General features: G+C 52.0%; 9 protein-coding genes and 1 tRNA gene. 4 read left to right on the plus strand and 6 right to left on the minus strand.

Annotated features, from left to right (window positions below):
* Positions 1-5: 5 nt before the first annotated feature.
* The 6 genes from HQ393_RS12155 to HQ393_RS12180 form a co-directional block, all read right to left on the minus strand.
* Complete coding sequence (locus HQ393_RS12155; protein ID WP_179355431.1) at positions 6-1,004, minus strand: site-specific integrase; 999 nt, start codon at positions 1,002-1,004, stop codon at positions 6-8.
* Between the two features lie 203 nt (positions 1,005-1,207).
* Positions 1,208-1,283: transfer RNA gene (locus tag HQ393_RS12160), tRNA-Thr, on the minus strand.
* 58 nt (positions 1,284-1,341) lie between these two features.
* Positions 1,342-2,442, minus strand: a complete 1,101-nt coding sequence (locus tag HQ393_RS12165; RefSeq protein ID WP_179355432.1) for a DUF1513 domain-containing protein — start codon at positions 2,440-2,442, stop codon at positions 1,342-1,344.
* The gene (locus tag HQ393_RS12170) at positions 2,442-3,443 is read right to left on the minus strand and encodes an imelysin family protein (protein ID WP_179355433.1); all 1,002 of its coding nucleotides are present in this window, start codon (positions 3,441-3,443) and stop codon (positions 2,442-2,444) included. The genes HQ393_RS12165 and HQ393_RS12170 overlap by 1 nt, the downstream gene beginning before the upstream one ends.
* Before the next feature lie 7 nt (positions 3,444-3,450).
* On the minus strand, positions 3,451-4,848 hold the full coding sequence (locus HQ393_RS12175) for a di-heme oxidoreductase family protein (protein ID WP_246307887.1): 1,398 nt from the start codon (positions 4,846-4,848) through the stop codon (positions 3,451-3,453).
* Between the two features lie 91 nt (positions 4,849-4,939).
* A complete protein-coding gene (locus tag HQ393_RS12180; RefSeq protein ID WP_179355435.1) occupies positions 4,940-6,082 on the minus strand; it encodes an imelysin family protein in 1,143 nt (380 codons plus the stop codon).
* A gap of 224 nt (positions 6,083-6,306) precedes the next feature.
* On the opposite strand from HQ393_RS12180, the gene HQ393_RS12185 reads away from it, so the two are divergent.
* The 4 genes from HQ393_RS12185 to HQ393_RS12200 all read left to right on the plus strand — a co-directional run bounded on the left by HQ393_RS12185 (position 6,307) and on the right by HQ393_RS12200 (position 15,285).
* Positions 6,307-7,017 (plus strand): SPOR domain-containing protein, encoded by a 711-nt coding sequence (locus HQ393_RS12185; RefSeq protein ID WP_179355436.1) that lies wholly within the window; start codon positions 6,307-6,309, stop codon positions 7,015-7,017.
* 41 nt (positions 7,018-7,058) lie between these two features.
* Positions 7,059-7,715, plus strand: coding sequence for a thiol:disulfide interchange protein DsbA/DsbL (locus HQ393_RS12190; protein WP_179355437.1), 657 nt, complete (start codon positions 7,059-7,061; stop codon positions 7,713-7,715).
* Between the two features lie 191 nt (positions 7,716-7,906).
* Positions 7,907-14,155, plus strand: coding sequence for a PAS domain S-box protein (locus HQ393_RS12195; protein ID WP_179355438.1), 6,249 nt, complete (start codon positions 7,907-7,909; stop codon positions 14,153-14,155).
* Positions 14,152-15,285 (plus strand): response regulator, encoded by a 1,134-nt coding sequence (locus HQ393_RS12200; protein WP_179355439.1) that lies wholly within the window; start codon positions 14,152-14,154, stop codon positions 15,283-15,285. The genes HQ393_RS12195 and HQ393_RS12200 overlap by 4 nt, the downstream gene beginning before the upstream one ends.
* Positions 15,286-15,347: the final 62 nt, after the last annotated feature.

Raw genomic sequence — 15,347 nt, forward strand, 5'->3', positions numbered from 1 at the left:
ATGTCTTAATGGGCACGAACTGCTGCAACAAGTTCAGCATGCGTTGGATTGTAGTAGCGCATGGACATCTGCAGCGTTTTCCAACCCATTACCTTTGCTAACGTCGGTGCTTCCATTTTTGGGGCTAGCCTTGAAGCAGCTTCGTGACGCAGGTCATGAAAACACAAGCCAGAGATGTTGGCTTTCTTACACGCGAGACGAAATGCTTTGCTTAAGCCCCGAGTGTCATGAAACGAGTTTACTCGCTCGTTGAGGCTGGCTGGCTCAGGCAGACTCCAGAGAATCTCTTCCGCCGCTTTTGTCAGTGGCACCACTCGCTTGCAGCCATTTTTAGTTACCCCTAAGCGAATGATTTCAGCATCAAAATCGACCTGGTGCCACTTCAAACTGGCAATTTCACCGGCCCGCATGCCGGTTTCAATCGCGAGGCGAATCGCAACGACAAGCCCCCTGTTACCGCTCACGCACAATTTAGCGGCAGCAATGAGACGGTCTTCTTCATCGCCCACTAAACGACGGTCGCGACCTTCCGGTAACTTTGGCTTACGAATGCCTTCAATCGGATTTTGAACTGGGATGCTCCACTCGGTTTTAGCGCAGTTAAACAGATGTGAAAACAGTGCCAGTTCAAGACGAACTGTATTTGCACCGACTTCTGCCAAGCGCTCATCACGATAGCGTGCAAAATCAACATTGCGCAGACTCGCTAAACCGCGCAAAGCCAAGGGGTGCTTTTGCAAGCGGGCAATCATCAAAAGCTCATTGGCCGCACTCTTTTTACTGGGGGAGATTTCTTTACCGTAGCGGGTCAATGCCTGACCCAGCGTTGTCGTCTCAGCTTCTCGCCGGTCAACGAAAATGCCACGAATCATTTCAGACTCAACGACACTCGCCCAACCCTCAGCTTCGGCGCGCGTTTCAAACGTCGCAGTCTGACTGGGATAGCCCACTCGACGCACAATGACTTGATATTGGTAGGGTCCACGTTTTTGGATGGTTGCCATGATTACTTGCTCCTAGGATAGGTCGCGGCACTAAAAATGTGCCTTGGAGCAGAGGTATAGCGTTGACGCATTGGCATGATTGCATCTCGATGCAAAATAAATAGACATCGAGCCATCACTATCTGAGTGCAGCAAAACTGCAGCAAATAATGATTTAAAATGCGAAAGGGTCCAGCAATTGCTTGCTGAACCCTTGATTTTCTTGGTGCCGACGGCAGGAATCGAACTCGCGACCCCCTGATTACAAGTCAGGTGCTCTACCAACTGAGCTACATCGGCTAAGAGCTGCGCATTCTACCAGAGCTTTTAATTTGCGCAAGCCCCTAAACGCATTTTTTTAATTTTTTACGAGTACCAGGTGATTATCCCAGCGCGGCGTGCCCTGCATGGGGCACATTGTGAGGGTATCGCCCCCCATTTGATAATGCGCCAACACACCAGTTTCGCTGCTGATCCACGCCTGCTTACCATCGCTGGCGATCCCTGCTGGGCGGAGCAGATTGAGGCTAGCCAACGGTGTACCGTCGCTTTGCCAGCGCGCCAGCTGATTGCCGCGCAAAGCGCTGATCAAAAATTGCGAGCCCAATTGCGCATCGTGCACGGCGGCAATACTGGCACCATACCCTTGCAGCGCAGGAGCTTGCGCGGCGAGCTGTAATTGATCGGCATTGGGTTTGAGCAGGGCCAGCAAGGGGGCGTTGAGATGCTGCTCAGCCTTGGCGTATTCGGCCTGCAGCGCGATGCCGATCGTGCCATCGTGACTGCGCGCCAGGTGCCGAATGCTGAGCGCTTTGTCTTCCAATACGTATTCGGCCAATTTCTTCCCGCTGGGCCATTCCAGCAGCACCAGCGAGGGATTCATTTGCCCGCGATTGATTTTGGCGCGACCCGTTTCGGGCAAGGTCAAAACCCCACCATTAGCAATGGCCAGTATCTTGCCAGGAACTAGCCAGATCATTTCATGCGGACCAATACCCCAAGTGGGTAATTCGGCAATACGCTTGAGATTGGCCACATCATAGATGCCGAGCAAGCCTTGGCTGCTGTCGTCGTTGTTTTCGGTCGTGATTAGCGTTTTGCCATCGGGCGTTAATATCGCGTGGCCGAAGTAATGGCGATCGAATTCGGCCTCGCGCAATTGCACCACCTCACCACGTTGCCAATTGATTTTCGCCAGCCACGAGCCCAGACGGCGGCTCACGACGATGGCTTCGCCACTCGCAGGCAAGGCAACAATGCCATGCCCACGCCCTGGCAAAGCAATCGGCTGATACGTCTCGCCCGAGATCATGCCCGCCGACATCACCTCGTCCGACCAACTGGCGCTAAGCAAAGTCGGCACAGCCTGATCAGATGTAGTCCCCGCCTTGCCCGCCACCGCATGCCGCGGCCACGTCGCCAAGGCACTGAGCTGCAGAAAATGACGCCGATTGATCATCAGTCGCCGTCGCCTTCGGTAAAGCCCAAGGTCAGATCCCATTGCTCGGCGATGTCGTTTTGCAAGCGATGCTTCACTTGCGTGAGCGCCTTGCTGCAATCTTGTCGCGCCTTGGCGCTACTTTGGCTCAGATCGTCGGGCAAAAGCTGGCAAGTCTTTTGCGCCGCCAGCATGTCGGCTTTCATCGCGGCGGCCAGCTCGGCGTGACCGTCTTTGCTCAACCATTGATTTAAGCCGCCCATCGCGCGGCTAAAACCGGCGTATTGCGCCAGAATCTGCGCCTTGCTGCTGCCACTGCGCCACTCGATATATTGCTCGGGCTTGATCCCCGTGCCCGTTGGAATCCGTTTGATCAGGCTAGTCAGGCTGGCGATCATCAAGTTCACATGTTCAGAGAACAAGTTCTGGCGGAAAAACGGGTTTTCAGCGCCCAACTCGGTGTTATACACCCGCCAACCTTCGTCCAGCGCGTGTGTTTCCTGCGCGACCCATTGACTGATTTTGACCAGATAATCGCAACGCGGCGGCGCTTTCAAGCTTGCCAACACACCCGCAGGCTGCGCATCGCCCCAGAGTAAATACTCGATCGTGGGCAAGCCACGCGCGGCGACATTGCCCTCGCCCCCTGCGATCGCGGCCTCGACATCCGCCACACGCACAGGGCGAAAATCAATATTGCGCCCCAAACGTGCCAGCACCATCGGCCCTGCGGGTGCGCCATCCATCGCGCGCCATGCCTGACTCGCACTCAGCCACGCTGCACGCGCATTTTTCAACTCGGCAGCATCGAGTTTTTGGCACAGGTTTTTACTCGCCAGCGCCAACTCGTCTGCAGCGTGATTCAGTGCGGTATAACGGCTCAGATAACCGTCTTTAAGCCAAGATTGCGCCCAAGCCACATCGGGCACGGGCGCTTTGCTGATCTCGACCGGGTCTGCGGCCAAAGCCGGCACAGCGAGCAAAGCCGAGAAAACGGCACTTAATGCAAATTGACGCATCATTTCTGCCTTACAGGGATTTCAAAAATTGTTCCAGATTCGCGCGATCGCTGGCGTTGAGCTTGAGCACCGCCTGCTTGCTCGCCTCAGCCTCGCCGCCATGCCACAACACTGCCTCCATCAGGCTACGCGCGCGGCCATCGTGCAGATAGCGGCTGTGGCCATTGACCGTCGGCACCAGCCCCAAGCCCCATAGCGGCGGCGTTTTCCACTGGCGACCATTGGCGCGACCATCTGGGCGACCGTCGGCCAGACCTTCGCCCATATCATGCAGCAGCAAATCGGTATAAGGATAAATGGTTTGATTGGCCAATTGCGGCACAGGTGCAAATTCGCCGGTTTTATAGCTCGGCGTGTGGCAACTGACGCAATTGGCGTCTTTAAATAGCTGCTTACCGCGCAGTACATTGGCCGAGTCGGCATCGCGGCGGGTCGGCACGGCCAGCGTACGGGAATAGAAAATCACCTGCTCCAGATTTTTATCGGAGATTTCCGGCTTGCCGCCCGACGGAGCTTTTAAGCAGTCTTTCTGCTTGGCGGTGCATTCCTCATGCGGATTTACCCGCGAGGTAATCCCCATATCGCCCAGAAACGCCCCCGCGCTTTGATGCGCAATTGTGGCCACATTGGCCTTCCAGCCAAAGCGCCCGAGCATGTCCTTGCCGGCAAAGGCATCGGGCACATAATTGGGCGTGCCTGCGATACCACGCCCTTCAGCGCGCTGCCGCTCGGCATTCGCCAGAATATCCCTCTCGGGTATTGCCTCTAAAAGCCCTAAGCCAATCATCTGTGGCGCAATACGGGGGGAGAGCATAATGTCTTTATGCAGCGGCCCATAACCTAAATGATCGAGTTTGTACGTTGGCGACTGCAAACTATAGGGCGTGCCATCGGCAAATTGGCCTTTGATTTCACGATATTGAATTTGCACCTGACCTTCGGGCTTTACATGCGGAATCGCGCGATTATTAAACTGCCCGCCGTAGACTGGGTCGGGCTTCTGACCGGGAATAGACAGTCGAATCAACAAAGCCATCGGCTGCTCTTGCTGAATGCCATTGGCAAAATCGGGCGGCGCGCCACGCCCGTCCAGCGTATGGCAAGCGCCACAGGATTGCGCAATAAAATGCGGCCCAAGGCCATCGCGCGCGGTCGTCGATGACGGCGCTTCCACCCAAGGCTTGGTGAAGAAGGCATTACCGATTTCAAATTGCGTCACTTCATCGTCGGTTAGTGCTGGCATGGGCAGCGAAAAAGCATTTTTACCGTGATCATCAGTCGTACCCGCTTCGCCGCCGGGTAGTAATTCAGCTTGCTCAAGCAGGGCTAATACCGCCGTACTTTCATAGGCCAGCACGCCACCCGCGATCAAGCAGGCCAGCAGAGGGAGGGAAAATCGGTGCAGCATATTCATCTCTTTAGTTATTGCTATTCTTATTGGCGTAAATGCCAAACCCCCAGCGCAGAGACTGGGGTTTTGCTCACACACATTTAGACGCTTACACGCCGGTATTCAGGCGTTTGATGCCCAGCTCTTTGGCTGCGTTCACCAGATCTTTCGATTGTGCTTTCAGTGACTCAACAGTGGCCTGCACGCGTTTGCGGCCGGGCGCGTCTTTTTTGCCGACGATTTCCCGATCAAATGGCGCTTGGATGGCTTCGGCCAGCTTGACGCTGTTATCGATATCGCTGCTGGTTTGCTGCGCGATTTCGGCGTTTTTCTGTGCGACCAATTGTTTCAGGCTCGCGCCTTCAAGCACTTCACCAGAACGGCGCACATAACGACCTTCCCACGCGTTTTGGATGCCTTTGGCATCGGTCACAATATCGCGGTGCGTGTTATCACTAAAGCACGAATGCTCGTCTTCCTGATTTTGCGTATCGAGCGCCACTTCCATGCGCTGACCCGCCAATTCGCCTCGGCTCAAAGTGCCCATACCGGTAAAGATTTTCTTAATACTATCGAGGTCACCCTTCACAAATTTGGCGCGATAGTTGTTACCGCTGGCTTGCCATTGCTGCTCCACGCGCGCCAAATCATCGACCAACATTTGCGTTACCAGCTTCAAATATTGCGCGCGGCGCTCGGCATTCGGTGCCGTGGTGTAATCGGTATAAGGGCGCTGACCGGCGCTGTCTTTGCTCAGATCCTGACCCCAGAGTAAAAATTCGATCGCGTGCCAGCCCGTCGCGATGTTTTGCTCGCCACCGCGTTCATTCAAGCCACGCAATTGCTTTTCGGTAATGGCGACTTTGGGGTTATTAATAATGCCGCCTTTGGGCTTGCCTTTCACGTAGTCGATATACACTTCGTCCAGTGGCCATGCGTTGATAAAGCCTTCCAGACCTGCATCGTCGTCAATCGGGCCGGCATAGAAACGAAACGCTTCGGTCTGGCCGTACCATTCGCGTGCTTCAATCCACGCAGCTTGCGCCGCCTTCAGGCTCTCAGTAGTCGGTTTGGCAAGGAATGCATCGATCTTGCTTTGCATATCACGCGCGCTGGCGCTGCTGTCTTGATAATTGGCCAATACTACATTGGCGTATTGATCCAATACCTGCTGTTTGCTCACTTCGGCGGCGTTGACCGCGCCATTCCATAGCATTCCCGCGCAGAGCAGCGCCAAGCTTAGCTTTTTCATACCCCAGACCTTCGCATCGATTCAATAGGGTGAATCTTAATCCGCGACCCGACCAAATGCAATCAATTCTCAATACCGTTATCATGTAAGTCCGTTTACTTCACAAATAATCGCAGCATAATTGCAAAGTCCTGCCAACTGGACTCGTTCAACTGGACAAGCCCTATCAGCGGGGTAGAATCACGCCTCAAAGTAGTTATCTAAGTGCGCGCACCGGAGAAAGTATGAGCCGCGACATGAAGCCCAATCATCGCAGCAGCAGCAATCGTTCTAGCAATAACAATAAATCAGGCGGCGGTTCGCTATTTACCGGGCTACTGGTGGGTTTGTTTATCGGTATTGCCATTGCAGTTGCGTTTGCCCTGTTTTTAAATCGCAGCGGCAATCCATTTGGCAAAGACAAAACCACACCTAACGATATGCTGGCCTCTAGCCCTGAAACGGCGACCGCAGCACCTGAAATTTTGCACCCCGGCAATGGCAAGGAATCAGTCGCGGTCGTGACCACCGCGCCCGTGGCGAGTAAAACTGCGGCGAGCAAGCCTGTGGCTGCCAATGCCAGCGAAGATCGTTTTGATTTTTATAAAATGCTGCCTGAAGTGAACGAATCACCCAAAGCCGCACCTAAGGAAGTGGCAGTTGCTTCGGCCGTGGTGAAACCGAAACCAAGCGCATCGGCGACGGCCACTGCGGAAGCGGCAAAACCGGGCTGGATTCAGGCCGGTGCATTTCAAAATGAAAATGATGCCGACAATATGAAAGCCAAATTGGCCTTGATCGGCGTTGAATCGCGGATTCAAACGACAGAAGTGCCTGAAAAAGGCGTTTGGCATCGTGTACGGATTGGCCCTTTTGCCAACCCGGCCGAGCTGGAAAAAACCCGCAGTTTGCTCAAAACCAATGGCATCGATAGCTCGGTGGTCAAAGGTAATTAAAAATAAACGAGGTCCATACGGCCTCAATCATGGAGTGTGACATGCTGAAAAACTGGATTAAATCGATTGTTTTGACCGCCAGCCTCTTAGCTTCAACTGCGGCAATGGCCTACACCGAAGGCAAAGACTACAAAGCGCTGGCCAAACCACAGCCCGTTGCCGTGGCTGGTAAGCAAGAAGTGATTGAGTTTTTTTGGTACGGCTGCCCGCACTGCTACGCGATTGAGCCTGCGGTAGAAAGCTGGGCTGCTAAATTGCCAGCCAATGTGAATTTCCGCCGCGTCCATGTGATGTGGGATGGCCGCAATGATATGGAAGGCCACGCCAAGATTTTCCTTGCGCTCGAAGGCATGGGTTTAACCGCCAAACACCAGCTGGCCGTGTTTGACGCAGTACAAAAAGATCGCATCGAATTGCGCAAAGAAGACGTGCTGTTTGACTGGGTGAAAAAACAAGGCCTTGATCTGGCGAAATTCAAAGCCAACTACAATGGCTTTTCAACCCAAATGCAACTCAATAAGCTGACCGAGACGACCAAAACCTATGCGATTGACGGTGTACCTACCTTTATCGTCAACGGCAAATGGGTAACTAGCCCAGCGATGGTGGGCAAAGAAGATGACACGATCACCAAAGTCATCGATGAATTGCTTGCAAAAACACCCGCAGCCAAAGCGGCAGCAAAACCGAAAAAATAACGGCCTTTGCAGCAACGAATTCAAAAACACCCCAGCTGGGGTGTTTTTTTTCGCCTTTCGTCTCGATGCAGTGATGCGCTGCAACAAGTAAATGTCATTTGTAAGTAAGGCACAATTGAATAAACAGGAAAGGACTTCTAAAGTGAAACTTCACGCGATCTATTCGCTTATTGAATTAGGGTATTTCAATTTTGTCTGGCGCTCATCCAACCCATTCAGGCGATCCCAGCTCTAGCGCAGTTGATGCGGCCGAGGTGTTTACGCATGTGTTGCAACATGTCGATGGCTGGGTGTACCGCTGTCATTTCAATCCGCTACTTACTTTCCAATTTAGCAACGCGGCCAGTCTGGCTATCGCGGGCTATCCGGCCTCGAGCTTAATCGATCATCCCGATCTGGGGCTGGCCACGCTGATTCACCCTGACGATTTAGTTGCAATTACTCAAAAACGGCAATGGGCTTTAGATCAACAACAAGCCTATCTCAATGAATACCGCCTGATTCGCGCCGATGGTGCCATCGTTTGGGTGCAAGACCGGGCGAAAGGTATTTACAGTGAAAATGGTGACCTGATCGCGCTAGAAGGGATGATGCTCGACATCACCGCTCAACGTGCGCGTGAGCAAGCACTTTTTAATCAGCAACAGCAATTACAAGACCTTTACGATCAATCGCCCGATATGTTGCTATCGATCGATCCAGAGACGACATTAGTCATTAACTGCAACCAAACATTACTCAATACCCTGGGGTACGATAGGTCTGAAGTCATTGGCAAATCAGTGCTACAGCTCTATACCCCCAAGGTTCATGACTATATCCGGCTAGAACTTATCCCGCTTTTTCTGAGTCAAGGCAGACTTGATGGGGTGGAGCTTGAAGTTCAAAGCAAAAACGGCCAAGTCTTTGATGTACTGCTGATCGCCAGCGCAGTTTACGATGCCGCAGGCCAGATCACCCAAACTCGCTCGCTCTGGCGCGACATCAGCAAAGCCAAAGCACTTGAGCGCGCCCAACAGGCTATCAAACATCGCTTTCAGGACATGATTGACGCACTACCCACGCCGGTAGCCATTAACAATCCAAAATTAGAAATTACTTACCTCAATCCAGCATTTATCCAATTATTTGGCTACACCAGAGATGAGCTGCCCAACCTGCAGACTTGGTGGCATCTTGCCTATCCCGACCCATTTTATCGTCAATGGGTCATCGAAGAATGGGGCAAGCGGCTGAAACAGGCGCAGCAAAGCCAGCAGCCTTTCGAGCCAATGGAAGTTTTCATCTACAACCGTGCGGGCGAAAAGCTGCATATCCAAGCACGGGCACAACCCCTCGATAACGACTGGGCGGATGACCATTTAGTGCTGCTGCTCGATCTGAGTTCACACGACAAACAGCAAGAAGAATTAAGCCAGCGCGAACATCGTTTCCGTACGCTATTTGATACCGCCAATATTTCGATCTGGAATGAGGACATGTCTGGCCTAGTGACGCACTTGGCCCAGTTGCGCAGCAATGGCGTGAACGATATCGAACAATACCTCGCAGAGCATCCAAACGCATTGCTGGAGATGATTCCGCTATTTCAAGTAACCGATGTCAATCCAGCCACGCTACGCCTATTTGGCGCAGGCAAACAAGAGCTGCTGAGCGGCTTTAGCCAATTATTTGGCCCAGGCGCTTTGGAAGTCGTCAAGCAGGAAATCATCGCCTTTTGGCGAGGCGATCAATTCTTTCGCACAGATCTCAATCTATGCCGCGTAGATAAAAAACCAATTCGAGCCATTCTGTCCTTTCCAATCCCTGCAGATATTGAATCCGCGCGCAATGTCCCCGTGAGCGTACAAGACATAAGCGAAAATTATTCATTACAAAATAAATTAGCCCTGCAAGCTGAAATACTCGAAAACATTCAGCAAGGCATTCATTTGGTCAGCGCCAGCAATGGTGAAATCATCTATTCCAACCCAAATTTAGAACTGATGTTTGGCTATGAGGCAGATGAATTAATCGGCCAACACGTAAGTATTCTGAATGCCGCCAATGGACATAGCCCAGAAGAAATAGCCAGCCAAATGATTACTGCACTCCAAACACAGCCGCACTGGGAAGGCGAGCTACTCAATCAACGCAAAGACGGTAGTACCTTCTGGACGCGAGCCAATGTATCGAGCTTTCAACATCCCGACTTTGGCCTCTTATGGGTGACAGTACAGCACGACATCAGCGATCGAAAACAGGCACAGCTAGCGCTCAATTTTAGCAATGCTCAATTACAAGCCGTCGCCCGTATTCAGGGGCAATTCATTGAAACCCAAGATGAACATACCGCATTTGAAACCGTCCTCTCTCAGCTAAAACAACTTACTAACAGCCCCCATGGTTTTGTAAGCGAAGTGTGTAGCGATGCCAATAAGCAGCCCTATATCTGCACACACGCCATCAGTAATTTGGCGTGGGATCATCCTTCGCGCGAACTTTATGCCGCGCACCAGACTGGTGGGATTGAGTTTCATAGTTTGGAAAATCTATTTGGGGCTGCACTCAAAACCAAAGACATTGTCATCAGCAACAACCCTAGCCAAGATTCGCGCGCCAAAGGCGTGCCAGCAGGTCATCCTGCGCTTTCTGCATTTATGGCCATCCCCGTTTTTAGCGGCGAACAGATCATTGGCTTAGTCGGTTTAGCCGATCGGGAAGGGGGATACACCCGAGCGCTGATTGAACAGTTACAACCTATTTTGCTGACTTATAGTCAGCTAATTAATGCCTTACGTAGCAAACGTGAATACCGCAAAGCGCATGAAGAATTGCAGCAACGCGATCAACTTTGGAAAGATGCGATCGAAGGCGCAGGGCATGGCGTTTGGGAATGGAATATCGCCAGCAATAAGGTTACCTACTCCGAGGCATGGGCCAATTTGGTGGGCTTTTCACTCGCGGAATTAGAAGACTCCCATGCCATCTGGGAAAGCCGAATCCACCCAGATGACATCAAGCAAACAATGCTGATGCGCGCGAAATATCTACGCGGTGAGTTGCCTCGTTACGAATCTGAATATCGCTTTCTATGTAAAGACGGCAGCTATAAATGGCTGCTCGGGCGAGGCACCGTCGTATTGCATGACGCACAGGGTGGGCCTTTGCGCATGATCGGCACCACCACCGATATTAGTCGTCGCAAAGAAGCTGAAGAAGCCCTGATGGCCAATCGGGCGCAATTAGCCGGCATGATCGATAGCGCAATGGATGCCATTGTGACCACCGATGCTGAGTTTTGCATCATTCTATTTAATCGTGCGGCGGAGCAAATGTTTGGCTATGCGGCAGCTGAAATATTAGGCGCGCCCATCGAAACGCTTATTCCACTGACTCTAGCTGCGGGTCATCGCCAACTGATGCATCAATTTGCCAAACACGGCAATTCCACCCGAAAAATGCGAGGGCATTCGGTTAGGCAAGTGACCGGATTGCGGGCCGACGGCAGTGAATTCCCCGTTGAAGTATCGATTTCCTACTCAGAAAACTACGGCAACCCAATATTTACCGCGATGGTGCGCGATATCACCGAGCGCAAACAACATGATGATGAAGTGCAGCAACTCACCACATCGCTGGAAGCCCGCGTAGCCGCCCGAACCATCGAGCTCGAAAAAGCGCGTCAACAAGCAGAAAGTGCCAATCAAGCTAAAAGCGCCTTTGTCGCCAATATGAGCCATGAAATTCGCACGCCACTCAATAGCGTATTGGGGATGTCGCACTTAGCACTGCAAACCGAATTAAATGAAAAACAGCGTGATTACCTGCTCAAAATTAGCAACTCAGGCACGCATCTGCTGGCGCTGATTAACGATATTCTGGATTTTTCAAAAATCGAGGCGGGCAAACTCGATTTAGAACATGCCGACTTTGCATTGCAATGCTTGCTGCATGGGATTCATGATGTGATGGAGCCAAGGGCGCAGGAGAAATTCCTCCAGCTCGATTTAGATATCGCCCCTTCTGTGCCCAAATTTGTTCGGGGCGATGAATTACGATTGAAACAAGTTCTGCTCAATTTACTCAGTAATGCGATCAAATTTACCGAGCATGGTCGCGTCAGCCTTTGCGTCACCGCCACTGAGCTGGCTCATCAACAATGTGCCATTCAATTTAGTGTGCGCGATACCGGCATCGGTATTTCTGCCGAAGCACAATCCCGCCTCTTTCAATCTTTTGTCCAAGCAGATGACTCGACCACGCGCAAATATGGCGGCACCGGACTGGGCCTGGCCATCAGTCGCCAGCTCGTTGAATTGATGAGCGGCAAGATCGAGCTCAAAAGCCAGCTCAAACAAGGCTCTGAATTTAGTTTTAGCATTACGCTACCGAAAGTCACTTCGGTCAGTAGCGAAACCCTCGACACAGAGATCGAATCTCAAAACCACTTAGAAGCACTAGCAGGCAAGCATGTATTACTCCATGTATTTAACCAACAAGTGGGCGCTGATTTACTGGCAGAAGTCGGCGTTGAAGTGACACTGGCCAATCATGGCCGCGAAGCCCTAGATTTAATCGAACAGCAAAGCTTCGACGCCGTGCTCATGGATGTACAAATGCCCGTCATGGATGGCTTGACGGCCAGCCAGATTTTGCGGGCCAACCCCAGTTTGGCCCAATTGCCGATCATTGCCATGACGGCGAATGTTTCCAACGAAGATCGGCAACGCTGCCTAGCGGCGGGGATGAATGCGTTTATTGGCAAACCTGTTCACCCCATCCAACTGTATCGCACTTTAGCGCATTGCCTTGGTGCCTCAATGGCCAGCAACAACAGCGCCACAGCCGACCAGCCGCCGCACAGCAATGCGCTGATCGATCGCGAAGTCCTCAATACCATGCTGGGTGACAAGCCCGATCGACAACGCAAATATTTTGCCAAATTTGCGCAAGCGATGAACGACGGCCTAGCTCAAGTGCAGCAATTACTCGATGAGGGTCAGCTACAAAAAATTGGCGAACAATGTCATCGGCTTAAATCAATCGCTCGCACTGTCGGCGCATTGCCTTTGGGCGATCGCCTCGCCGACCTCGATAGCAACAAGATGGGTATACCCGCAGAAACCCTGTCTAAAAAGATCTTTGAGCTCCATACCCTCTATCACAGCACTTGCCAACATTTAGTGCAAAGCGGTTTGCTCGAGAGCGAATATCTCATTGAGCCGACGATGCCCGAGCTCGCTCTGGATACTGAGCTGCACATCATGCTGATCGACGATGATGAATTCACGCTCGACTTACTCACACAACACCTGAGCGATCTCAGGCTCACCCAGGTGAGCAGCTACCTGAATGCCCATACTGCGCTGGCAAAACTGGCCGCCGGAGTTAAAGCCGACTGGATATTATGCGACTTGCAAATGCCCGATATGGATGGCATTGCCTTTTTGCGCCAACTTGGAGTACTTCATTTTCAAGGCCAAGTCGCCATCCTATCGGGCATGGACAATCAAGTGCTCAAGGCCACCGAGAAACTAGCCCAATCGTATGCACTCAATATTCATGGCGCACTGAGCAAGCCCGTCAAGAAAAGCGATCTGGCTCGACTACTGGGTGAACAAGCACTCCAAACCCCCGCCCAAGCCCCTGCTAGCAGTAAATTGCCCAATGATTCTCTAGACATTGCCGAGCTGCAGCACGGTCTAGCCCATGGTGCAATCGAGCTGTATTACCAACCCAAAGTCAGCACCAGCAATCACACGGTGATCGGTGCAGAATGTCTTGCGCGTTGGCGGCACCCTACCCGCGGCCTACTGGGGCCTGCGCTATTTGTCCCCGCCATTGAAACGCTCGGGCTGGTGGATGAGCTGACCTTTATCGTCTTGCGCCAAGCGGTGCAGCAACTCAAGCAATGGCAGGAAATGGGCGAGTATTTCAAATTATCGGTCAATGTCTCGATGGACAATCTGTACCGCCTTGAGCTGCCCGAGCTATTTACCGAGATCCTGAATCAATATGGTGTTGCCGCCGAATCGATCACGCTGGAAATTACCGAAACGCAGCTTTCGCATGATTATGTGCTGAGCTTGGATATTTTGACGCGCTTGCGCATTAAAGGCTTTGGCCTGTCGATTGATGACTTTGGCACTGGATTTTCGACCATGGAACATCTGATGCAAACGCCCTTTACCGAGCTGAAAATTGACCGCGCATTTGTACGCGGTGCCAGCACCGATAAATCAGCGCAAACCATCTTGGAACACAGCGTCATGCTCGGCAGCAAATTCGCCCTCAATCTGGTCGCTGAAGGCGTTGAAACGCAGGACGATTGGAATATGGTCGTCGCTGCCGGCTGCCATGAAGTGCAAGGTTATTTGGTCTCTCGCCCGATGCCTGCGAGCGAATTTATCGCTTGGAAACAGCAGTGGGAACAACAACGCAAGGAATCAGCAAAATGAGTAATAAACCATTGGTATTGATCGTTGATGATGATCTGTTTATGCTGGATTTTCTCAATGATGCGCTCAGTGAGCGCTGCCAGATCATTACCGCAGAATCGGGAGCGGCCGCTTTACAATTGGCTCAGCAACAGCATCCAATCTTGGTCATCACCGATGTCCAAATGCCGGAAATGAATGGTTATGAGCTGTGCCAACACATCAAAGACGATTTTGATATTTCGGATACCCCTGTGCTGTTTGTTTCTGCGCTTGATGACATCGAAGACCGCTTGCAAGGCTTTGAAGTCGGTGGTGAGGATTTCGTCCTCAAGCCCGTCAATCCACAAGTACTAGACGCCAAAGTCGCGCACATTTTGCGTTTGATCGAAGAGCGACGCCAACTCAAATCGCAAACCCAATACGCCACCAATACCGCCATGCTGGCGATGACCAGCATGAGCGAAACGGGCTTGCTACTTGAAGGGCTAAAATTATTTAATCAATCCAATACCCCGCTTGAATTGGCCAAAGCAGTGATCCAAGCCCAAGCGATGTACGAGGTTGATGGCGTCGTTGAATTATTGCTCCCTGCGGGTCAGCGCTTAATTCAAAATAAACTCGGCCCAGCCAGCGAGCTAGAGGCTTCCGTCATGCAGCACATGGCGGGCATGGATAGAATCACCCAATATAAAACGCGGATGTCGATTACCTATCCACATGTCCGCACATTAATTAGCAATATGCCGCTGCACGACCCTGATCGCTGCGGTCGGCTACGTGATCATCTGGCGATGTTGATTGAAGCTGCGGATGTCCGGCTAGTATCGATCGTCACCTCTGCGCAAGCCCAACAACAAGGAAGCGCTATTGAAGGAACGATTGCATCGCTCACTACCACGCTGGCTAATATTGACGAGCTGCAGCGCTCTGGACGCGCTTCGGCCTCGCTGATTTTGAATAATGTGATGATGCGCGTCGAAGAAGCGCTGGTCGGTCTGCAACTGACTGAGCGCCAGGAATCATCTTTGATGGGCATCATTCATGATGGGCTGGAAGATGTATCGAGCACTCTACTGGCCGAAGCGCATTTTCAGGATCAACTCAGCAACGTGATTCGGGACTTACAACGCGCCGTAAAGCAGATATAACAGTCGATACGGGGTTATCTATGGCAATGCGTTTGGGTTCGTTGCGATGGCAGGTCAAAAGT

Source organism: Chitinibacter bivalviorum (genome assembly GCF_013403565.1).
Lineage (GTDB): Bacteria > Pseudomonadota > Gammaproteobacteria > Burkholderiales > Chitinibacteraceae > Chitinibacter > Chitinibacter bivalviorum.